The sequence below is a fragment of the Corynebacterium sp. LaCa117 genome, assembly GCF_046717765.1.
In the GTDB taxonomy this organism is placed as follows: domain Bacteria; phylum Actinomycetota; class Actinomycetes; order Mycobacteriales; family Mycobacteriaceae; genus Corynebacterium; species Corynebacterium kefirresidentii.
Genome location: NZ_CP177102.1, coordinates 1,309,504 through 1,329,316, shown reverse-complemented (window position 1 = coordinate 1,329,316; position 19,813 = coordinate 1,309,504). Strand labels below are relative to the sequence as shown.

Annotated in this window: 20 protein-coding genes and 1 tRNA gene; 7 read left to right on the top strand and 14 right to left on the bottom strand. The window is 56.6% G+C overall.

Annotated features, from left to right (window positions below):
- Nucleotides 1–16: 16 nt before the first annotated feature.
- On the top strand, nucleotides 17–847 hold the full coding sequence (locus ACLI1L_RS06585; protein WP_049378144.1) for a RecB family exonuclease: 831 nt from the start codon (nucleotides 17–19) through the stop codon (nucleotides 845–847).
- A 12-nt stretch (nucleotides 848–859) separates the two neighbouring features.
- Here ACLI1L_RS06585 and ACLI1L_RS06580 read toward each other — a convergent pair whose 3' ends face one another.
- From ACLI1L_RS06580 to ACLI1L_RS06540, 9 genes are all read right to left on the bottom strand, one after another.
- Nucleotides 860–2,527 (bottom strand): formate--tetrahydrofolate ligase, encoded by a 1,668-nt coding sequence (locus ACLI1L_RS06580; protein WP_411707172.1) that lies wholly within the window; start codon nucleotides 2,525–2,527, stop codon nucleotides 860–862.
- Nucleotides 2,528–2,664: 137 nt separating this feature from the next.
- Nucleotides 2,665–3,972 carry an anaerobic C4-dicarboxylate transporter gene (locus ACLI1L_RS06575; RefSeq protein WP_086587675.1) on the bottom strand — a complete coding sequence of 436 codons (1,308 nt, stop codon included), beginning with the start codon at nucleotides 3,970–3,972 and terminating at the stop codon, nucleotides 2,665–2,667.
- A gap of 352 nt (nucleotides 3,973–4,324) precedes the next feature.
- Nucleotides 4,325–5,884 carry an aspartate ammonia-lyase gene (aspA, locus tag ACLI1L_RS06570; RefSeq protein ID WP_023027852.1) on the bottom strand — a complete coding sequence of 520 codons (1,560 nt, stop codon included), beginning with the start codon at nucleotides 5,882–5,884 and terminating at the stop codon, nucleotides 4,325–4,327.
- A 110-nt stretch (nucleotides 5,885–5,994) separates the two neighbouring features.
- Nucleotides 5,995–6,840, bottom strand: a complete 846-nt coding sequence (gene hisG, locus ACLI1L_RS06565; protein WP_411707171.1) for an ATP phosphoribosyltransferase — start codon at nucleotides 6,838–6,840, stop codon at nucleotides 5,995–5,997.
- A gap of 29 nt (nucleotides 6,841–6,869) precedes the next feature.
- A complete protein-coding gene (locus tag ACLI1L_RS06560; protein ID WP_086587673.1) occupies nucleotides 6,870–7,133 on the bottom strand; it encodes a phosphoribosyl-ATP diphosphatase in 264 nt (87 codons plus the stop codon).
- A gap of 58 nt (nucleotides 7,134–7,191) precedes the next feature.
- Nucleotides 7,192–7,908: an HAD family hydrolase gene (locus ACLI1L_RS06555; protein ID WP_411707170.1), complete on the bottom strand. Its 717-nt coding sequence runs from the start codon at nucleotides 7,906–7,908 to the stop codon at nucleotides 7,192–7,194.
- Nucleotides 7,909–8,036: 128 nt separating this feature from the next.
- A complete protein-coding gene (locus ACLI1L_RS06550; RefSeq protein WP_411707169.1) occupies nucleotides 8,037–8,420 on the bottom strand; it encodes a hypothetical protein in 384 nt (127 codons plus the stop codon).
- Nucleotides 8,421–8,444: 24 nt separating this feature from the next.
- The gene (gene mshC / locus ACLI1L_RS06545) at nucleotides 8,445–9,683 is read right to left on the bottom strand and encodes a cysteine--1-D-myo-inosityl 2-amino-2-deoxy-alpha-D-glucopyranoside ligase (RefSeq protein ID WP_411707168.1); all 1,239 of its coding nucleotides are present in this window, start codon (nucleotides 9,681–9,683) and stop codon (nucleotides 8,445–8,447) included.
- Between the two features lie 25 nt (nucleotides 9,684–9,708).
- Nucleotides 9,709–10,563: an undecaprenyl-diphosphate phosphatase gene (locus tag ACLI1L_RS06540; protein WP_034655355.1), complete on the bottom strand. Its 855-nt coding sequence runs from the start codon at nucleotides 10,561–10,563 to the stop codon at nucleotides 9,709–9,711.
- Between the two features lie 66 nt (nucleotides 10,564–10,629).
- On the opposite strand from ACLI1L_RS06540, the gene ACLI1L_RS06535 reads away from it, so the two are divergent.
- Entirely contained in the window at nucleotides 10,630–11,676 is a 1,047-nt protein-coding gene (locus ACLI1L_RS06535) for a hypothetical protein (protein ID WP_411707167.1), read from the top strand.
- A gap of 4 nt (nucleotides 11,677–11,680) precedes the next feature.
- Nucleotides 11,681–12,805 (top strand): quinone-dependent dihydroorotate dehydrogenase, encoded by a 1,125-nt coding sequence (locus ACLI1L_RS06530; protein WP_086587669.1) that lies wholly within the window; start codon nucleotides 11,681–11,683, stop codon nucleotides 12,803–12,805.
- 89 nt (nucleotides 12,806–12,894) lie between these two features.
- On the opposite strand, the gene ACLI1L_RS06525 is transcribed toward ACLI1L_RS06530, so the two are convergent.
- Both ACLI1L_RS06525 and ACLI1L_RS06520 read right to left on the bottom strand, forming a co-directional pair.
- Nucleotides 12,895–13,287, bottom strand: coding sequence for a hypothetical protein (locus ACLI1L_RS06525; RefSeq protein ID WP_086587668.1), 393 nt, complete (start codon nucleotides 13,285–13,287; stop codon nucleotides 12,895–12,897).
- Entirely contained in the window at nucleotides 13,287–13,826 is a 540-nt protein-coding gene (locus ACLI1L_RS06520) for a YbhB/YbcL family Raf kinase inhibitor-like protein (protein WP_086587667.1), read from the bottom strand. Before ACLI1L_RS06520 ends, ACLI1L_RS06525 begins: the two co-directional genes overlap by 1 nt.
- A 227-nt stretch (nucleotides 13,827–14,053) precedes the next feature.
- Here ACLI1L_RS06520 and ACLI1L_RS06515 point away from each other — a divergent pair.
- The 3 genes from ACLI1L_RS06515 (at nucleotide 14,054) to ACLI1L_RS06505 (ending at nucleotide 15,565) form a co-directional block, all read left to right on the top strand.
- A tRNA-Leu gene (locus tag ACLI1L_RS06515) sits at nucleotides 14,054–14,139 on the top strand.
- Between the two features lie 76 nt (nucleotides 14,140–14,215).
- On the top strand, nucleotides 14,216–14,932 hold the full coding sequence (locus ACLI1L_RS06510) for a TVP38/TMEM64 family protein (RefSeq protein WP_411707166.1): 717 nt from the start codon (nucleotides 14,216–14,218) through the stop codon (nucleotides 14,930–14,932).
- 54 nt (nucleotides 14,933–14,986) lie between these two features.
- Nucleotides 14,987–15,565 carry a MarR family transcriptional regulator gene (locus tag ACLI1L_RS06505; protein WP_411707165.1) on the top strand — a complete coding sequence of 193 codons (579 nt, stop codon included), beginning with the start codon at nucleotides 14,987–14,989 and terminating at the stop codon, nucleotides 15,563–15,565.
- Here ACLI1L_RS06505 and ACLI1L_RS06500 read toward each other — a convergent pair.
- A complete protein-coding gene (locus ACLI1L_RS06500) occupies nucleotides 15,562–16,401 on the bottom strand; it encodes a DUF3097 domain-containing protein (RefSeq protein WP_086587664.1) in 840 nt (279 codons plus the stop codon). The two genes, ACLI1L_RS06505 and ACLI1L_RS06500, sit on opposite strands and share 4 nt — an antisense overlap.
- A gap of 33 nt (nucleotides 16,402–16,434) precedes the next feature.
- Here ACLI1L_RS06500 and ACLI1L_RS06495 point away from each other — a divergent pair, with 33 nt between their 5' ends.
- Nucleotides 16,435–17,208 carry a hypothetical protein gene (locus ACLI1L_RS06495; RefSeq protein ID WP_411707164.1) on the top strand — a complete coding sequence of 258 codons (774 nt, stop codon included), beginning with the start codon at nucleotides 16,435–16,437 and terminating at the stop codon, nucleotides 17,206–17,208.
- Here the strand turns inward: ACLI1L_RS06495 and ACLI1L_RS06490 are convergent.
- Together ACLI1L_RS06490 and ACLI1L_RS06485 are read right to left on the bottom strand one after the other, a co-directional pair.
- Nucleotides 17,205–18,278, bottom strand: a complete 1,074-nt coding sequence (locus tag ACLI1L_RS06490; RefSeq protein WP_411707163.1) for a ferrochelatase — start codon at nucleotides 18,276–18,278, stop codon at nucleotides 17,205–17,207. The genes ACLI1L_RS06495 and ACLI1L_RS06490 overlap by 4 nt on opposite strands.
- Nucleotides 18,279–18,309: 31 nt before the next feature.
- On the bottom strand, nucleotides 18,310–19,764 hold the full coding sequence (locus ACLI1L_RS06485; RefSeq protein ID WP_411707162.1) for an NlpC/P60 family protein: 1,455 nt from the start codon (nucleotides 19,762–19,764) through the stop codon (nucleotides 18,310–18,312).
- Nucleotides 19,765–19,813: the final 49 nt, after the last annotated feature.

The window sequence follows — 19,813 nt, the reverse complement described above, 5'->3', positions numbered from 1 at the left end:
ATAGGCTAGATACACCATGGCTACTTCATCGACACCCCGCCCGCTTGCCCTGTCACCCTCGCGCGCTTCCGATTACAAGCAGTGCCCACTGCTCTATCGCTTCCGGGCCATTGACAAGCTGCCCGAACCCAAAACCATTGCACAGGTCAAAGGAACCCTAGTGCATGCCGTACTGGAAGAAATGCATAAGCTACCGCGCGCAGAGCGCACCTATCCTGCCGCAGTAAAGATGATTAAGCCCTCGTGGGCAGACATGACCGCAAAGGACGCGGAACTGCTCGAGCTCGTGCCAGAAGAAGACACCTATGACTTCTTCGTTTCCGCCAGAGAACTGCTCAAAGGCTATTTCCAGATGGAAAACCCACAGGGCTTTGATTGCCAAGAAACCGAGATGTACGTCAACACAGTTCTTCCTAATGGCGTTCCCGTTCGTGGCTTCATCGACCGAGTGGATCGCGCGCCGACGGGCGAGGTCCGCGTCGTTGACTATAAAACCGGCAAGAAACCACTGCCCCGCTATTCACAAGATGCCCAATTCCAAATGCGTTTCTACGCGCTAGTCTACTGGCGCATTCTAGGCACTATCCCCCACCAGTTGCGGCTTATGTACCTCAAGGTCTTGGACTCGATGTTTCTTAGCCCAAACCGAGAGGAGCTGGAGTACTTCGAGCGCGATCTCGGCGAGTTGTGGGCCAAAATTGAAGCCGATGGGCGCGCCGGGGATTTCCGCCCCAAGCCCTCCAAGCTATGTGGCTGGTGTGCCCACCAGGATCTCTGCCCCGAATTCGGCGGCACGCCGCCGCAGTATCCAGGGTGGCCTGGTTCCGCGGCGGATAACAAGGACTAGGTCCACGCGGCCTTAGAAAAGGCCGGAGATAGTGCCGTCCTTATCGACGTCTATGTTGTTGGCCGCTGGCTTCTTTGGCAACCCCGGCATCGTCATAACATTGCCGGTAAGCACAACGATAAAGCCTGAGCCGGTGCGCGGCAGCAATTCACGGACATGCAGCGTATGGCCTTCCGGCGCACCCAATTCAGATGCATCATCGCTGAAGGAATACTGAGTCTTGGAAATGACCACGGGTAGCTTGTCCCAGCCATTGTCCTGGATGTACTTCAGATCTTTAAGCGCCTTTGCTCCATACTCCACGCGGTCGGCGCGATAAATCTCGCGAGCAATGGTCTCGATGGAGGCTTCAATTCCCTGCTGCGGATCGTAGAGCTGCTTGGCACCGCCCTGCAGGTTCTCCAGCAAGGTCTCTGCCAGCTTAGTCGCACCTGCACCGCCCTCGGACCAGACGTTGGCTTCTTCCAAGGCCACTCCAAAGTCCTTGGCCCACTGCCGCATAAACTCGCGTTCCGCCTCCGTATCCGACCAAAAGAGGTTGAGCGCTACCACTGGCTTGATACCGAATTTGCGCAGATTTTCTACGTGGCGCTCAAGGTTGACAATGCCCGCCTTGAGCGCATCTACGTTCTCTTCCGTGAGCTTATCTTTGGCTACTCCGCCGTTGTATTTTTGCGAACGAATGGTGGCAACAACAACCGCACCGGCAACATCCAGATCGCCAAAACGTGCCTTGATATCGACGAACTTCTCCCCGCCCAAATCGGAGCCGAACCCAGCTTCGCTCAGGACAATATCGCCGAATTGCAGAGCGGTTTGGGTTGCTAATAGGGAGTTGCAACCGTGGGCAATATTGGCGAATGGTCCACCGTGTACCAAGGCTGGCACCCCGCCGAGGGTCTGTACGAGGTTCGGATTAAGGGCATCACGCATCAGTGCCGTGAGCGCGCCTTCTGCGTTCAAGTCACGCGCAGTAACTGGGCGTTGATCGTAGGTGAATCCGATGGTGATATCGCCAAGACGCTTCTTCAGGTCTTCAAGATTCGTGGCCAAGCACAAAATGGCCATGATTTCAGAAGCGGCAGTAATGGTGAAACCGGTTTCAGCGGGCACGCCGTGGGCTGGGCCGCCCAGTCCAGTGACCACGTTGCGCAAGGCACGGTCGTTGACGTCCATGCATCGCTGCCACGTTACTCGTCGTGGGTCGATACCCAACGCGTTTCCTTGATGTATGTGGTTATCAATGATGGCGGCCAAGGTGTTGGTTGCGGAGGTAATCGCGTGAAAATCCCCGGTGAAGTGCAGATTGATGTCCTCCATGGGCACAATCTGTGCATAGCCGCCGCCAGCCGCACCGCCCTTAATGCCCATCACTGGTCCTTGGGAGGGCTCTCGCAGGGCAACTATCGCTTTCTTGCCCAAGTGGTCTAGGGCATCGGTCAAGCCGATGAGAACGGTGGATTTTCCCTCGCCGGCAGGGGTAGGTGATACGCCGGTGACAAGCACCAGCTGGCCCCGGTTTTCCTTGGAATAGTCAACCTTGGTGATATCTACCTTGGCTTTGGTGGTGCCATAGGGAATCACGGCGTCAGCAGGGATGCCCGCCTTAGCTGCTATCTCTGCAATCGGCTGCAATTGGTGGGCTTGGGCAATTTCAACATCGGATGGCTGAGTAGTCATGACCTAAGCCTACCGAGCGGTTGAGTTAAATAGGGCTCATTTAGACAAGAAAGTGAAATGGATTAAGTTTCCCGCTGATACTGCAACCAAAAAGGCGCCCTGAAGGGCGCCTTGGGGATGGTTTTAACTTCCTCTAGTTATAGGAAGACGAAACCGAATGCATAGCCTAAGAGGACCGAGAGCACGATGCTGACCGTACCTGGGATCAGGAATGGGTGGTTGAATACGGCCTTGCCGATACGAGTCGAGCCGGTATCGTCCATCTCCACTGCTGCCAACAAGGTTGGGTAAGTCGGCAGGATAAACAGAGCGGACACCGCCGGGAAGGCAGCGACTGCGGTAATGGGGCTTACTCCCAGGGCAAGGGCTGCCGGCATAAGGGCCTTGGTCGTAGCTGCCTGCGAGTACAGCAACGCTGCAGCGAAGAATAGTACCACTGCGAGCAGCCACGGCGAAGATTCGATAACGCTGCCAGCCAGAGACTGAATATCGTCCATGTAGTGGTTGATAAGGCTGGTGCCCAGCCAAGCCACGCCTAGCACACAAATACATGCGGACATACCGGACTTGAAGACCGGGGTATTCAAAACATCTCCAGCCGGGACCTTGGTCATCATAACGATGATGGTGGCAGCGGTGAGCATGACCGTCATAATGGCTTCATTACGTGGAAGGGTCGGGTCGGTGATAAGCCCGACCTGCTCCGAGGTCAGGGTGGCCCACGCCATCACGATGATGATGGCTACCAAGAACACGAGAACAGAAGCCTTGGCACCCTTCTGCGGAGAGTAGTTCCCTGCGCCGAGTGGTTCCTTGACCAGGCCTTGTGCCTTGCGCTCCAAGTAAACCGGATCATCCTCAAGCTCTTTGCCAAACTTATTAGCTACCCAGGCAGCTGGGAAGATAGACAAGAACGTTGCCGGAATAACGACCGCCAGTACCTGCAAATAGCCCACCCCAGTCGGCTCTAGCAGGCTAGCGAGCAACACCACGGCTGCCGAAATAGGCGAAGCACAGATTGCCATCTGAGAGGCGACTACCGCGATAGATAGCGGGCGCGAAGGACGAACCTTACCTTCTTTGGCCACCTCGACGATAACCGGCAAAGTAGAAAACGCAGTGTGCCCGGTGCCGGCGAGAACCGTCATTAGCCACGTAACAATTGGCGCGTAGAACGTGATCCGCTTTGGGTTTTTGCGCAGGAACTTCTCCGCAATGTGCACCAAATAGTCCATACCGCCAGCTCGCTGCATTGCTGCGATAGCGGCGATGACGGTCATGATGATGCCGATAACATCGAAGGGGATATCTTCCCTAGTAATGGGAACACCGGTGAGACCAAGCGCCAACACGCCGAGGCCGCCGGCCATACCGATGCCAATTGATCCAATTCTCGCGCCCAAAACGATGGCCGCGAGAACGATGACTATATGAACAATAACCATGGACGTACTCCATACGCTCTCTATGCAAACTATGGGCACGCATCTCCATAAAGAGTGCATGCCGTCCTCAACATCTTCTATTTTGCACCCGCTGTGGTGATTTATTCATTCAAACTGCCTGTTTGTGTTGATTCCCACATAATTTACGGATTTCGCTATAAAATGACCGGTATTTTAAACGCATTGTCCCTGTACAAGGGAATAAAAGATGAATGTGAATAGTGCTCCTTGACCATGCACAAACCCCCGCAGCCTCCGCCTGCTTTTACTTCCATGTGAAGTAAAAGTGGCGGCAACTGCGGGGGCCTACTGCGCGGGCACTTTGCCCTCCTGCTCCTAAAGCGCTGTGGGCTTAGTCTTCGTCGATGAAGAGCTGGCCTCGGAACTCTGGGTGCATGAGGTTTTCTACGGACAGAACCTTGTTCAAGGTTGCTTCATCCAGCAGGCCCTTCTCTAGGACGAGTTCCTTGACGCCCTTGCCGGTCTCCAAGGACTCCTTAGCGATCAAATCACCATTGTGGTGGCCGATGAACGGATTCAGGTAGGTGACGATACCAATGGAGTTTTCTACGTAGGCGCGGCACACATCCGCGTTGGCGGTGATGCCCGTGACGCACTTTTCGTGCAGCGCATCGACGGCGTTGCCCATGATACGAATGGACTGGAACAGTGCTTCGCCGATGACCGGCTCCATGACGTTTAGCTGCAGCTGGCCTGCCTCAGCGGCCATGGTGACGACGTGGTCATTGCCGAAGATCTTGAAGCAGGTCTGGTTGACAACCTCCGGGATAACCGGGTTTACCTTACCCGGCATGATGGAGGAGCCAGCCTGGCGGGCTGGCAGATTAATCTCAGCCAGGCCAGCGCGAGGGCCGGAGGACAGCAGGCGCAGGTCATTACAAATCTTGGCGAGCTTCATCGCTGCTCGCTTGATGGTTGCGTGCAGCAGCACGTAAGCACCACAGTCAGAGGTTGCTTCAATGAGATCGCGTGCGGTCTTCATTTCCAAGCCCGTAACCTCAGACAAGGCTGCGGTGACCTGGTGGCGGTAGCCGGCAGGGGTGTTTACGCCGGTGCCGATTGCGGTTGCACCCAGGTTGATCTCCAGCAGGCGGCGCTGAGCATCGCGCAGCAATGCTTGTTCCTCATTCAGGTTATTGGCAAAGCCCTTGAACTCATCGCCCAAGGTCATCGGAACAGCGTCCTGAAGCTGGGTACGGCCCATCTTCAGGATGTCCTGGAATTCATTGCCCTTGTCCTGGAACGCGGCGCGCAGGCCATCCATGCGCTCGATGAGGTGATCAACCGCTGCATGCAGACCCAAGCGGAAACCGGTCGGGTAAGCATCGTTGGTGGACTGGGACATGTTCACATCATCATTGGGGTTGATGATGTCATAAGAACCCTTTTCCTCACCAAGGTATTCCAAAGCAAGGTTAGCAACGACCTCATTGGTGTTCATGTTCAGCGAGGTACCAGCACCACCCTGGAATACGTCCAGCGGGAACTGGTCCATGCAGCGGCCCTCTTCCAGGATCTGGTCACAGGCCCAGATGATGGCTTCGGCCTTCTTCTTAGGCAACACGTGAAGGCGACGGTTTGCCATGGCAGCCGCCTTCTTGACCTGGACCATGCCGCGAATGAAGTGCGGGATGGTGTTGATGGTCACGTAAGAAATCTGAAAGTTTTCCATGGCGCGAACGGTGTGCACACCGTAGTAAGCGTCCGCTGGAACTTCCAAGGAGCCAAGAAGGTCGGTCTCGGTACGAGTCTTCTTGCTGGAGTTCTTAGGTGCCTTCTGTTCGGCCACCTTCTGCTGTGCAGCGTGAGTGGAAGTATCAGCTTCCTTCTTCTTCACGTCCTTTGCTGCAGACTTGGTGTCCTTTTCTTCTTTCTTAGAGGACTTTGCCATGATGGCTCGGCTCCTTTGCCTGTCGAGACTTATATTCGAATGAGTAACCTCAAGCGCTAATGTTAGCCACGACTGAATCTATTTGGGCCGACCCAGAAAATTCGCTCCCCCTAAAAGCGGGCGATGCGTAAATCAGAAGCCAAGATCGCCTCTGCGCCGAGTTGGGAAAGCCGGTCCATGACTTGGTTGGCGTTTTTCTTGGGAACCATCGCGCGCACCGCCACCCAGCCCTCACGCGCCAAAGGTGAGACCGTAGGACCGGTCAACCCGGGAGTAGTACCAGCAGCCGCATCGAGGTTGGATTGCGCGATGTTGTAATCGATCATCAAATAGGTGCGAGCGTGCAAAATTCCCTGCATGCGGTCGAGAACCACCTGCTCTTCTTCGCTAACCTCTACCCCTGTGCGCTTGATTACTACGGCCTCGGACTCAATGATCGGTTCGCCGAACGGCGCCAAACCTTGTTGGCGCAAGGTAGTACCAGTTGACACGACATCAGCAATGACATCGGCAACGCCTAACCGGATGGAGATCTCTACCGCTCCGTCTAGCCGAATAGCATCGGCCTCAATTCCATGCTCGGCAAGGTTCGCACGGACAAGATTCGGGTAAGAGGTCGCGATCCGGCGACCATCCAGTTGAGAGATATCCCACTCCTCCCCCTGCGGGGCTGCATAGCGAAAAGTAGATCCTCCAAACCCTAATGGCAGAACCTCATCAAAGCCTGCCTTTGAGTCGAGAGCTAAATCGCGACCGGTAATACCCAGATCCAAAACACCGCGGGCGACATAGATGGCGATATCTTTGGGCCTTAAGAAGAAAAACTCAACCCCGTTATCCGCATCAACCACGTTGAGTGTTTTGGAATGTCCACGCCCCTTGTAGCCGGCCTCTGAAAGAATGTCCACGGCGGATTCTGACAGTGAGCCTTTGTTCGGTACAGCAATTTTTATCATGCGGATCCTTCCGTCCCGTGGGGCGCTGTTTAAAGGTAGTTGTAGATGTCTTCTGGGGTAAGCCCCCGCTTGAGCATCATGACCTGAGTCCAATAGAGCAGCTGAGACATTTCTTCTGCTAGCTCAGCATCAGACTGATACTCTGCGGCGATCCACACCTCCCCGGCTTCTTCGATGATCTTTTTACCGATGTGATGCTCGCCTTTATCCAAAGCGGCAACGGTGCCAGAACCAGCGGGGCGCTGGGCAGCTTTTTCGGATAGTTCAGCAAAAAGGGAATCAAAGTTCTTCACGCTTACCTATTGTTCCACAGGTAGTTAGCGAATGTAGTAAAACCTTAAAGTTCTACTGCTATTTCGAAATCTTGCTAAACCACTCATAGACCTCGGAGGCCCGAGCACCGGCGAGGTGCCGCGAATTGCGGAGCTGGGAGACCTCGGTGACCTCCGACGGAACCTCCACCTCGTCATCTTCGGGCAAGCCGATGACTACACAGCCAGCATCAACTGCGGCGCGCATTCCCGTTGCAGAATCTTCAAATACCAAGCAATCCGCGGGTTTTGCTCCGATGCGGCGGGCCGCTTCGCGGTACATATCCGGGGCAGGTTTCCCGGCAGGTACTTCATCCCCGCAAATGGTATCGACAAAGTACTGCCGCCCCAACGCGCTAATGGCGGCATCGGCGACGTTGCGCTCGGTATTAGTCGTCACCATCATTGGCACGCCATCTGCCTTCAGCTCATGCAGCAACGCAGGAATGCCGGGAAAAATCTCCAGCTTGCGAGCGAAGAGCCCTTTGACATAGTCAAACATCCGAGCGCGATATCGATCGCTGTCACCGGGCTGCAGTGTCACCCCCGCATTATCTGCGCAGATTCCCAAAGTCGTTTCAAAAGTCGCCCCCACAGTGGCAAGGCGCTGGGTAGGAGTTAAACGCTTCCCCAGGAGCTCCGAGAGATAAAACGTTGCCTCCGCCCAAAGCGGCTCCGAATTGGTGAGCGTGCCATCCATGTCCCAGAAAATGGCGGCGGGTTTTGTCAGACCAGAAACGGCTTCGGGGTGCTGCACGAGACTAAAACTAACTTTCTCTTTAAAAAGGCTGTGTGGTGAAACCGACCATGCGCTAAGGGCACAGAAGTAAGCGCCAGGCTGCGATTATGCCGCGGGCCGGCGCTTAAAAAGCGGGAGGACAAGAACTAAAAGTCTAGTTCTGGAATGTGCGATAGAGCTTCGTCATCTGCTCCAGTTGCCGCGCAGGCGTTGTAGATAAGCTCAGAAAGCTCTTCCTTCTCTTCCGGCTCGAGAACAGCGTCGTGCTGGGCACGATTAAAATCGGCCAGCGCGCGAACGGTTTTGGACAACACGGTTGCCAGCTGCGGGCCATCTGGATCGTCCGGAAGGGCATCCAGCCCATCGAGCATATTCTCAAGGTGACCGCGCAGCTCCGGAAGGACGCTGGCGTCAAACGGAGCCTCCCAGAACTCCTTTTCCTCCTCTTTGAGGTAATCGCCGGTGGCGAAGGACTTCAGGTCACTTATGAACTCATCTAGGGTGGGCTGGAAATCGGCGCGAATGCTCATGCTGTAGATACTGCCCTATCTTGGCTAAACCTGCACGCCGAGGAGTGAATTTAGTGCAGTGCGGACCAAATCGCCCGCTCCTTCTTCGTCTATGCCACGCTCAGCCTGCGACCACTCATCCACAGCGGCCAGCGCCGCCGGGGTATCGAGGTCATTGGCGATCGCCGCGCGCAGCTTGGCGACGACCCCTTGCGCCCCCGCCATGCTTCCTGGCGTAGCCACTGCTTCCCGCCACGCGGACAGCCGGTGCTTTGCCTCTTTGAGCACTTCATCCGACCAATCCCGCTCATCGCGGTAATGCCCAGCGAAGACGCCCAGGCGGATAGCGGACGGCTCCTCGCCTGCTCCTACTAGCTTGTGGACGAAGACGAGGTTGCCCAAGGACTTAGACATCTTGACCCCGTCGAGACCGATCATGCCTGTGTGCACATAAAACTTTGCCATTCGGTCCACGCCAAGGGCCGCCTCGGCGTGGGCGGCGGAAAATTCGTGGTGCGGGAACTTCAAGTCACTGCCGCCACCTTGGATATCAAAGGTGGAACCTAAACGATTGGTGGCGATAGCGGAGCATTCAATATGCCAGCCCGGACGGCCAGGACCAAAGGGCGATTCCCAAGCGGGCTCACCCTCGCGGTGAGCGCGCCAGATGAGTGCATCAAGCGGGTTCTTCTTTCCTGGGCGGTCTGGATCGCCGCCGCGTTCTGCAAAGAAGATCTGCATCTCAGCCGCAGAATAATTGGACTCGTATCCAAACTGCTCGGTGGCCTCGATGGAGGCGTAGATATCCGGGTGTTCGGGATCATCTACGACGTAGGCCGCACCAGCGTCAAGAAGCTTCTGGACCATCTCCACGATTTCATCGACGGCCTCCATGGCGCCGACATAATCTTGCGGCGGAAAGACGGAGAGCAACTCCATATCGGAGCGGAAAAGCTCAATCTGAGACGTACCGAGCTCGCGCCAGTCCACCCCATCGCGTTCGGCGCGCTCAAACAGTGGATCATCGACATCGGTGATGTTTTGTACGTAGTGGACCTTCTTTCCGGCGTCCAAAAAGGCGCGGTAGATAAGGTCAAACGTCAAGTATGTCGCGGCATGGCCCAGGTGGGTGGAGTCATAGGGCGTAATGCCACACACGTACATGGTGGCGGTATCCCCTGCGACCTCTACGGGAGCGATGGTTTGATTCGCGGAATCGTACAAGCGCAGCTGCGCCGCTTCACCGGGCACAGGGCGGAAAGGAGGTAATGGCCAAGATTGCATAGCCACCATAGTAACGCGGTGCTTGTTAAAGCGGCTGTAGGACTCCCAATGCCAAGAGAAGCATTACCAGTACACCAACGGGTATGCGGTATGCGGCAAACCACGAGAAGGAGTGGTTACCCACGAACTTCAGCAACCACGCAATGGAGGCGTAGCCCAAGGCAAAGGCGATGCCAGTGCCAACCAAGAGCTGCAGACCGGTGGCGGATTGGCCGGCTGCGGGAGAAAAGGCGTCGGGAAGCGAGAAAAGCCCCGAAGCCAGGACTGCTGGAATGGCAAGCAAAAAGCTAAAGCGCGTGGCCACCTCGCGGTCCAACCCCAAGAACAAACCACCAGAGATGGTGCCGCCGGAGCGAGAAACGCCTGGGATGAGTGCCAAGCACTGGCACAGGCCCATCACGATAGCGTCTTTCATAGTCAACTGCTCAAAGCCACGCTCTTTTTTCCCCAACTTTTCTGCGGCGATAAACACAAAAGAGAAAACAATCAGCATGGCGGCGGTGATCCACAGGTTGCGCAGGGCTCCGCGGATTGCATCTTCGAAGGCGTAGCCGATGATTCCAATGGGAATAGAGCCAACGATAACCATCCAACCCATGCGCCAGTCCTGGCCACGAGAGGACTTATCGGTCCAGCCGCGGAACCAACCGGTAAGTATCTGCCAAATCATGGGAGCAAAATAAACCAGCACAGCCAGCTCCGTACCCAGCTGAATGACTGCGGTAAAAGATGCGCCGGCGTCCTTGCCCCAAAAAAGCTCGGAAACAATGCGCAGGTGACCGGAGGAACTTACCGGAAGAAACTCCGTCAGCCCCTGCACGATCGACAAAACAATGACCTGCGCCCAAGAAACAGCGTCAGTTGCGGTATTAGAAATCACCCGCTTCACACTACAGCGGAAGACGACTTCGGGTTTTTATAACGCGCGCTGTTAGGATTAGAAGCCGTGAAATCTCAATCCGGCTCCGCACTGATCTTTTCTAGTTTGCTGGCGCTTAGCGCCACCGCACTGGCCGCCTGCCAGCCCGATGTGGGCGTGGGCGCCGATCCGGAAACCGCGGTCAAGGGCAATGCCACCCCGGCGGCCTCGCCCGCCAAGGCAGACCCGGAAGGCACCGTCGTAGACCTTAAGGAAGACATCACAGACCTTGCTGCTGTCGATAACTCGCTTGCGGTGCGCACTAAGGACCAGCTCCTTATCGGCAGCCAGAATGAGTTTGCGGGCCATAAGGCAACTGCTTTAGACATTTCTGCGGAGTGCGGCGATCTAAGTTCATCGTCGTCGGGCTTTGTACTGGCCTGCCCGGAAAAGGTCCTGCTCATCGATCCCTCTTCCCCGGATTCTCCCGAGGAGGTCCGTATGGAGGAGGAGACTCCTGTTACTGCTGCCACCCAGCTTTCCAGCGGCGAGATCTTTGCTACCTCAGCCGATTCCAGCTCCGTTGGCATTTATAAAGACGGCAAACGCGAAGGTGACATCGAGGTCGAAGCCGGCTCGGACCAGCTATTAGCCGCGCCCAATTCCACGGGTGATGATGGAGTGGTACGCATTCACCGCGAGGATTCCACCATTCAAAACGTGGATTGGACTAATGATCGCGCGGGCGGTCGACTGCGCGTTGGCCAGGGTGTAGGAAGCATCGCGGTGGGCGACAATGGCGTTGTTCTTGCCTCCGATACTGAGGGCAGACGCTTGGCTATCTACACTTCCGATGATGTCGTTCGCCTGCACCAATACGGCAACGTCAATGGCACCCCATGGGGCGTAGCTTGGGACAAGGAGCACAACCTGGCGTGGGTCAGCGCCACGGATACGAACAAGGCTCATGCCTATGAGATAAATAAAGGTGTTCCGGAACTGCGCGGAGATATCTCTACCGTGCCAGATGCACAAAACATTGCCGTACTTAACAATGGCACCTTCGTCGCCGCCTCTGCCACCGGCCACGGCCTCCAGTTCGTGGACACCCCGCACCTGAAGAAGGAGTCTTAACACCATGACCAGCACTATCGATCGACTGCGCGCGCAGGCCTACCAAGTGGCATTGCGTGGCATGTTTCAGCTTAGCCCGGAGCGAATCCACGGAATTATCAACACCGCACTGAGTGGACTCCAGGCGGCTGGTCCGGCCAACCGGGCCTTGGCAAAGGTGCTGCCGGTCAACGATCCGGTGCTCCGCCAAGAGGTCTTTGGCGTAGAGTTTCCCCGCCCACTGGGACTAGCTGCAGGGTTTGATAAAAATGCCGCCGCTGCTGATACCTGGTCCCCGATTGGCTTCGGTTTCGCGGAGTTGGGCACCGTCACCGCCCAAGCACAGCCGGGAAATCCTGCGCCGCGACTTTTTCGCCTAAAGGCCGATAAGGCCATCTTGAACCGCATGGGGTTTAACAATGAGGGTGCAGCGGCCGCTGCAGAAAACCTCCGCAAGCGCCGCTACAGCGATGTTATTGGCATTAATATTGGCAAGACTAAAGTCACCCCTGCCGAGCACGCTGTGGAAGATTACCGCCGCTCTGCTTCCGTATTGGGCGACTTGGCTGACTTCCTTGTAGTCAACGTTTCCTCGCCGAATACCCCGGGCCTGCGCGACCTACAAGCAGTGGAGTCGCTGCGCCCCATTCTTTCTGCCGTGCAAGAGTGCACCGCCGTTCCAGTGTTGGTGAAAATCGCTCCCGATCTTTCGGATTCCGACGTAGATGCAGTGGCAGACCTAGCCCTTGAACTCGGTCTCGACGGTATCGTAGCGACCAATACCACCATTTCCCGCGAGGGGCTCAAGACCCCTCCTGCCGAGGTAGCGGAAATGGGGGCCGGTGGCGTATCTGGTCCCCCAGTAGCCGAGCGCTCTCTGGAGGTGCTGCGCCGTCTCAATGGGCGTGTCGGAGGCCAGCTCACCCTCATCTCCGTCGGTGGTATCTCCACGCCGGAGCAGGCGTGGGAACGCATCACTTCCGGCGCTTCCTTGTTGCAGGGCTACACCGGCCTCATCTATGGCGGTCCGGATTGGATCCGCGATATCCACCGTGGCATTGCCGCCCAAATCCGCGCCCACGGCTTGCGCAATATTTCCCAAGCGGTTGGCTCTGGCCTGCCATGGAAACCCGTGGATCAATCCCTATAGAGACTCTTCGTTGAACAAGATAGTCCGCCCCCAACTGCTCTACCCTAAGCAGCTGGGGGCGGACTTTCATTGACTAAACACGGCACTGGCTAGGCTTGCGCCATAGCGCTGCGCCTGAGAATAAGTGCGCACAGGACTGCGAAGCCGGCGTAGAACACCACCCAAAACTGCGCTTGGGTAAATAAAATCCCGCCGGGTAAGAAGCGGCTCGCCGCAATGACTACGATCGCAACCACTAATGCCACAACCTGGGCGCGGCTTCCCGCCTGGCCTTTACTCATGGTGCTAAAGGCCCCGACGAGGAACGCGGCAGCAACAATAGCCACATTCGAATACGTCCATGCGAAGTCGGCTCCCCAGCCATCCTTAAAGACAGAGATTAGCGCGAAGAGAGCCAGCACGAATGCGACCACCATGAAGGCGCCGCCGACCCGCAGAGTGGCCGGAGGGCTAGCCTGCGATGCACTAGAGCTACTTGCCATTACTTTGCCTCGTACCAGCCCCACAAAATGGCACGGCCGAGCGCGTGGAAATGCAGGTTGAAACCGAGCACAGTCGGGGTTGCATCTGGGTCGATATCGAGCTTCTCCACGTCTACTGCATGGACTGCGTACAGATAGCGGTGAGGTGCGTGACCGGCAGGCGGGTTGGCGCCATAGTAGGTGCGCTCGCCCGAATCGTTGCGCAAGCTAATAACACCGTCAATACCTAGGTCTTCTGCAGCACCAGCATTGGTAGGCAACTCGCTTACCTCAACGGGGATATTGAAGGCCGCCCAGTGCCAGAAACCAGAAGCGGTGGGTGCATCCGGGTCGAAACAGGTCACAGCCAGGGACTTAGTGCCTTCAGGCAAACCGGACCACGCAAGCTGAGGGGAAACGCTTTCCGGAGCGCGAAGCTTTTCTTGCAGCTCATCGCCTTCGACCACGTCGGTGGAAGAAAGAACAAAGGAAGGAACATCACGCAGCGGTGCGTAGGGATCTGGTCCAGGGAAGCGGGAGTCATCTGCATAAGAAGTCATAGACCCATTTGTACCCCACCTCACAAGGCGATGTCGATGTGGTGTAACCGCACGCCATGGTCACACTACAGTCGTACCCCAGTACGACGCTTAGGCCGGATTACACCTATGTATTTCACCGCCCTTCACGGATGGACTTTTCGGCGCCCTACGCTGGCGATTTGTAATGCACACCCCACGCAAGATACAGTATCGGAGTGCCCAGCCGAGAGGCTGACAAACACCCTGCCCGGGTGGCGGAATGGCAGACGCGCTAGCTTGAGGTGCTAGTGTCCTATTAACGGACGTGGGGGTTCAAGTCCCCCCTCGGGCACAGACTTCCGGCGGTTACCACGAGGTAGCCGCCGGATTTTTCTATCCTGCACTCCCTCAAGGACTACGATTTCCCCATGACCACATTTCTGAGTTGGGTGCGCAATTTCGGCCACTTCCTGCTTTCGCTCACTCGGTCCGCTTGGCACTCAATCCAGCGGTGGACCGTGCAGCGTTGGATAGCCGTTCTCGCTGCAGTAGTCGCCCTCCTCGCCGTGCTTTATTTCTACGATCTGCCGGATGTGGCTCGCCTGCGTGATGCCTCCACCCGATTTGGCGCATGGTTCCCCTTCATCTTCGCCCTAGGTTATGTCATATTTACCCAGTTTCCCTTTCCTCGAACCTTCTGGACGGTAGCCGCAGGACTATTATTTGGCCCGTGGAAGGGACTCGCGCTTTCCCTGTGCGCCTTGACGGTATCAGCGGCTTTGTCCTTTCTTATCGTTCGCAAGCTCCTCGGAGCCTGGATCCGCCCGCACCTGACCCATCCCGCAGTGTTCACAATCAACGCGCATCTCGAGCGGCGCGGGTGGCTGGCCATCGCTTCCCTCCGGATGGTAGCCGGCGTCCCATTTAGCCTCCTGAATTACGTTGCTGCCCTTACTCCGGTAAAGCTCAGCCACTTCACCTTGGCCACCCTTGTCGGTTCTATACCTACTACGGCTTTGGGCGTGTTCTTCGGCGATACCCTCACCGGACATACCTCTCCCGGCATCGTCCTCGCTATGGTGGTTTTCGCTGCGATTGGAGCGAGCGGGCTGTATATGGATTCGCGGCTTCCCACTCGCCCTTAAGTCAAGTTCGAGCGGTAGACTATTTCGCATTAGGTTCTTAAAGGGAGGTTTTCCATGCTTGCTGTCCACGCCCGCTACCGTGGCCGTTCCGTGCGTCGTGCAGAGTTGGTCCAGCGTTCTGCGTCGGCCCTATCAACTCTTTCTGGCGTTGGAGAGTTCCATGTGCTTGGTGTGGAAGATATTTGCGCCGTAGTTGATTCAGCAACGGCCGTCTGCGACGTCGTCATGGCCTTGCTTGCCGACGGCGACTGGGCCATCGGCATCGGTATAAGCCCCGGCAACCAAGAAGATGAGGAGGGGGCACGCCAAATAGCTACCGCCGCGTTGCGGAAGTCCGCCCGTATGGGCCAGGTCTACGCCAAGATCAACAAGCGTGGCCGCGCTTCCGAGGCAAGCGATATCGCGGCCACCTTTGCCCTGCTGGGATATGTTTTGCACAAGCGCACCATCGAGGGGCGCGAGGCTACCTCACTGGTGCGTGCTGGACTGAACCAAAATGAGGCCGCCGAAGAGCTAGGGATTTCTAAACAAGCCATGTCGCAGCGCCTCCAGGCGGCCGGTTGGAGCGCGGAGTTGGCTGGATGGCAGTTGGCCGTCAACCTGATTGAACGCGCCAATCTTTCCCAACCTTAGAGCAAATCAGACTTGCTCAGTTCGGGCGTCGTAACGAAGTCCACGAGGCGCTCCACCGCGCCAATCAGACTGGAATCTAAGTCCCGGAAAGAATGCACGGCGTTATACACATGACGCCAGCCGTCCTTAGGGTCGCTCCAACCCACGCGCCTGCAAATTCCGGTCTTCCAGTCCTCGCCATAAGGTACTTCTGGCCAGGCACGCAATCCCACGCGCTGCGGTTTCACCGCTGCCCAAATATCGATGAATGGATGACCAGTGACTAGGACATGCTCTCCCACGGTTTCCGTTAACCGGGTTTCCTTGGAACCTTGGACGAGATGGTCAGCCAACACACCTACCCTGCGGCCGGGTCCGGGCTGAAATTCCGCCAAGCGGTCTTCCAAATTGTCCAGGCCTTCAAGGTATTCCACCACTACGCCTTCCACGCGTAGGTCGTGGCCCCACACCTTTTCCACAATAGCGGCGTCGTGGACGCCTTCCACCCAAATGCGCGAGGGCGCGGCGACTTTAGCCTCGACGTTTTCTACGCGGCGGGAACCGGAGTTGGATTTGCGGGGTGCCTGCTTTTCGACGTATCGGGTAAGCGTAACCGGCTTACCCTCCACTAGGAACCCCCCTTTGACCAAATTAAAAACGCGTTCCACACCGTGGCGATCCTCAAGGCGAACTACCTCACCGAAAACGGTTTTATCCACCCCCATGACAGCACCCACAAAGTCGTCACCACGTACTTCCACTACCATTCCGGGCTCAGCTGGCACCTCAGGATATTGACGCGGCTTCGACCGCGAGTGGCCAGCAAATATGTCTCCGCCATAAGGATCAAAACTCATGGCCCGTTAGTCTATCTATTAGACTGGCTCGCCATGGATATGCGCGCCGAAGTATGGTCACTTTTACAAAACACTGCTGTCTGGCTGGGCTCGTGGCTGTGGGGACACGAAACCACCGATGATTTGCTAGATGCTCTTAAGAAACTGGGCGGGCGTCCGGAGAGTGTGGATGAAGCACCGTTCGTCGATGTGCTGGCGATGCTGCGCGCAGAGACCGCTGAACTTACCGCGAAGCGCGGTGAGCGCGCGGAACCCGTTGTACGCCTCGCACTTTCCGGGCCGGGAGAGCCCCCTGCCCTACCCGCAGGATCGGAGTCCTATCACGCAGCTATCCAAAGTTCCGCCGGAGCAATCATAGTTCGCACCAATAATCCCACGCGCAACTTAGTCCTCATACCTCATATCCATAGCAGCCACACCGCGTGGCAGGTGATCGTCGAAAAGCAGCAGCTCCCTGCCCCCGCCTGGCTGAGCCCTGGGGAAGCCGACGCACTGCTTGCTCAGGCAACCAATGAATCCGCTGACCTTATCACCGTAACTGGGTATAGCACTGAAGCACTGCCCAACCCCCGCCTCACCGTGGGAACTTTAAGCGACTTTTATGACACCCCCGGCCTTCCCCAATCAACGCCGGCCCGAGCAGCCAAACTCTTCGCCCGCGCCGACCGAGTCGCCGCGATCATCGAAACGGTTACCGACCGCATCAACGATCACAGCCTTGACCCGCAATTACTTCGCCTGTGGCGCCACATCCGGCAGGCCCGCATGACGGGAGTTGCCTATGCACTCGGAGAGTTCGCGCGTTAAAGAGACCAAATATCGCAACATCCCGCGGCACACGGCGCACCATTGAGCGTGCACCCTTGCACGGTCACCTGCCCGCTGGTTTCCTTCTCGCGGCCATGCTCCAGCTCTTCTATTAGGTCAACCACCATTTCTGCAAACCGAGAAGTCGGGCCTACAGTACGGGTACGCACGACCCTGACCCCCATATCCTCGGCCGCCTTCTGCAGCTCGGAATCGAGATCCCAAATAACCTCCATATGGTCGGAGATGAAACCAATTGGGCAGACCACAACCGTGTCGATACCTTCGTTGTGGTGAATCTCAGTGGTGTGATCAACAATGTCGGGCTCTAGCCACGGAGTGCGTGGATTGCCTGAGCGTGACTGCCATACAAGGTCATAATCAGAAATACCGGCCTGCAACGCCACCAACCGCGCCGCCTCGGCCACCTGACGGGAGTAGAGGTTTTTATCGCCTTCCGCGCCGCCAACGTTATCGTGCGCAACGGGGACAGAATGCGCGGTGAACAAAAGCCGGGTAGTCCGCTCCTTATCAGCTGAAACTTGTTCCCAGACCTCCGTTACGGCAGTGGCCATTTCGGCCACAAATTTCGGATGATCAAAGAATTGACGAATCTTCGTAAATTCAATCTCCGGCAGGCCTTGCTGCGCCAGATGCTCGCGCATGCGCTGAATATCTTCGTCATATTGCCGGCACGCGGAGTACCCACCCCATGCGGAGGTGGCAAACACAGCTACTTTACGGATACCGTCCCGAGACATCTGTTCTGCGGTCTCGTTGGCAAAGGGATGCCAATTCCGGTTGCCGAAATAAACCGGTAGATTATGTCCGCGTTTTTTCAGCTCACCTTGGACATGCTCGATAATTTCACGGTTGAGCGCATTGAGCGGACTTACGCCTCCGAAGTGATAATAGTGCTCACCCACTACTTCAAGCCGTTCGCGAGGAATGCCTCGACCACGGGTAACGTTCTCCAAAAACGGAACGACCTCCTCGTTTCCTTCCGGGCCACCGAAAGAAAGGACGAGGAGGGCGTCGAAGTTTTGGGCATTCTGTTGTGCGTCAGTCATGCCCTAAACAATACCAACCAAAAGTTGGAGATTAGAGAAGGCGCACGACGTCGGGAGTAGCGCCACCCCAGCGAACTGGAACTACTGAAACAGTCTGACCAGACTGTGGCGCTTCAATCATTTGGCCGTCACCTAGGTAGATAGCTACGTGCTGGTTGCCACCAGGACCGTAGAAGATAAGGTCACCGCGCTTCGCGTTGTCACGAGGAACCTTCTTACCCTGCTGGTACTGTGCGCCAGTGTAGTGAGGCAGGTCCAGGCCAGCTGCCGCGTAGGCGTACTTTACGAGGCCAGAGCAATCGAAGCCCGACTTGTTGAAATCACCGAAAGAGTCAGCCACTCCGCCATCTCGGAGCCCACCGGTAGGACCATTGTTATCGCCGCCGCCCCAAACATAAGGCACACCAACCTGAGATTCAGCACGGGAAATGACGGCCTCAATCTGAGCATCACGCCCAGCATCTGCGCCCGCAATAGCATCATCGGACTCCGTCACCCCGTCTGCCTCAGGCGCATCTGCGCTAGCAGCGGGTGCAGTGTTCGGGCTTCCCAATCCAAGCAAGTCAGATGAGCTTTGCATGAGGGTGCGCACATCGTCCTCATCAACTGCAGCAGCGATGTCATTCGCAAGTCCGAGCGCATCATTTACAGAGGACCCAGTGGTGAAGTCAACGTTCTGGAACGTTGGTGTAGCACCCTGATTGAGGGCGTTTCCAAATTCAGCTTCCGGAGCGGTACCACCCTGGTTGATAGCGCCTCGCGCTTCCGAATCATTGGACGCGTTCGGGGCAGCAGAAACCTGCGGGGCACCCTCTCCAACAACCTCGTCGGTAAAGGTCTGTGACTTGATTTCTTCGGTCAAGTTTTCAGGGTTGACTGTAAAGGCGTCGGAAGTCCTTTGATCGTCAAGCTCATTAACTGGATTTAGGCCTGTATCAAGCGTGTCCTGCTGAGAGAGCTGAAGACCGCTTTCGTTTACCTCCTGGGATTCCGCTCCCTGCTGGCGAGCAAAAGTTGCCTCCGCAAACCGTTGGGTAGCGTTCAGTCGAGCCTCATTTTGTGCTAGCTCTCGACGCTCTTGCACCGCACGATTCTCGGCATCTCGCTTGTCTTTGTCTGCCTGATCCAACTCGCCCTGCAGGCTAGCAAGGTACTCTTCATTCGCCCCTGGATCGTCGCTAACTTGTTCCATTTGGCTCTGGATCCGAGCGATACGATCCTCGGCTTCAGCGACATCAGCTTCCGCTCGACTTAGCTCTGCACGCGAAGCCTCAACTGCCCCCTGCAAAGAGTCTGCGTTGTTAACCGCGCGGTCAATTGCCGCACGCTCTGAGTCGTGTGCTTGGATTACACCAGCATTGTCCGCCGGTGAATCATCGGCGCCTGCTGGCGCTACGGTAGAAAGAGTTGATACGGCTGCGGTACCTACTACTGCAGCAAAGAAAGCGCGAACATGTCGAATGCGCGGAAGGCGAATGGTGGCCACTGAAATACTCCTAGATTGGACCCACACAGTTCCTTTAAGAAGTGCCCAT

Coding starts and splice junctions, on each gene's coding strand:
- ACLI1L_RS06585 (WP_049378144.1), top strand. CDS start 17: ATGGCTACTTCATCGACACCCCGCCCGCTTGCCCTGTCACCCTCGCGC.
- ACLI1L_RS06580 (WP_411707172.1), bottom strand. CDS start 2,527: ATGACTACTCAGCCATCCGATGTTGAAATTGCCCAAGCCCACCAATTG.
- ACLI1L_RS06575 (WP_086587675.1), bottom strand. CDS start 3,972: ATGGTTATTGTTCATATAGTCATCGTTCTCGCGGCCATCGTTTTGGGC.
- aspA (WP_023027852.1), bottom strand. CDS start 5,884: ATGGCAAAGTCCTCTAAGAAAGAAGAAAAGGACACCAAGTCTGCAGCA.
- hisG (WP_411707171.1), bottom strand. CDS start 6,840: ATGATAAAAATTGCTGTACCGAACAAAGGCTCACTGTCAGAATCCGCC.
- ACLI1L_RS06550 (WP_411707169.1), bottom strand. CDS start 8,420: ATGAGCATTCGCGCCGATTTCCAGCCCACCCTAGATGAGTTCATAAGT.
- mshC (WP_411707168.1), bottom strand. CDS start 9,683: ATGCAATCTTGGCCATTACCTCCTTTCCGCCCTGTGCCCGGTGAAGCG.
- ACLI1L_RS06530 (WP_086587669.1), top strand. CDS start 11,681: ATGACCAGCACTATCGATCGACTGCGCGCGCAGGCCTACCAAGTGGCA.
- ACLI1L_RS06525 (WP_086587668.1), bottom strand. CDS start 13,287: ATGGCAAGTAGCTCTAGTGCATCGCAGGCTAGCCCTCCGGCCACTCTG.
- ACLI1L_RS06520 (WP_086587667.1), bottom strand. CDS start 13,826: ATGACTTCTTATGCAGATGACTCCCGCTTCCCTGGACCAGATCCCTAC.
- ACLI1L_RS06510 (WP_411707166.1), top strand. CDS start 14,216: ATGACCACATTTCTGAGTTGGGTGCGCAATTTCGGCCACTTCCTGCTT.
- ACLI1L_RS06505 (WP_411707165.1), top strand. CDS start 14,987: ATGCTTGCTGTCCACGCCCGCTACCGTGGCCGTTCCGTGCGTCGTGCA.
- ACLI1L_RS06500 (WP_086587664.1), bottom strand. CDS start 16,401: ATGAGTTTTGATCCTTATGGCGGAGACATATTTGCTGGCCACTCGCGG.
- ACLI1L_RS06495 (WP_411707164.1), top strand. CDS start 16,435: ATGGATATGCGCGCCGAAGTATGGTCACTTTTACAAAACACTGCTGTC.
- ACLI1L_RS06490 (WP_411707163.1), bottom strand. CDS start 18,278: ATGACTGACGCACAACAGAATGCCCAAAACTTCGACGCCCTCCTCGTC.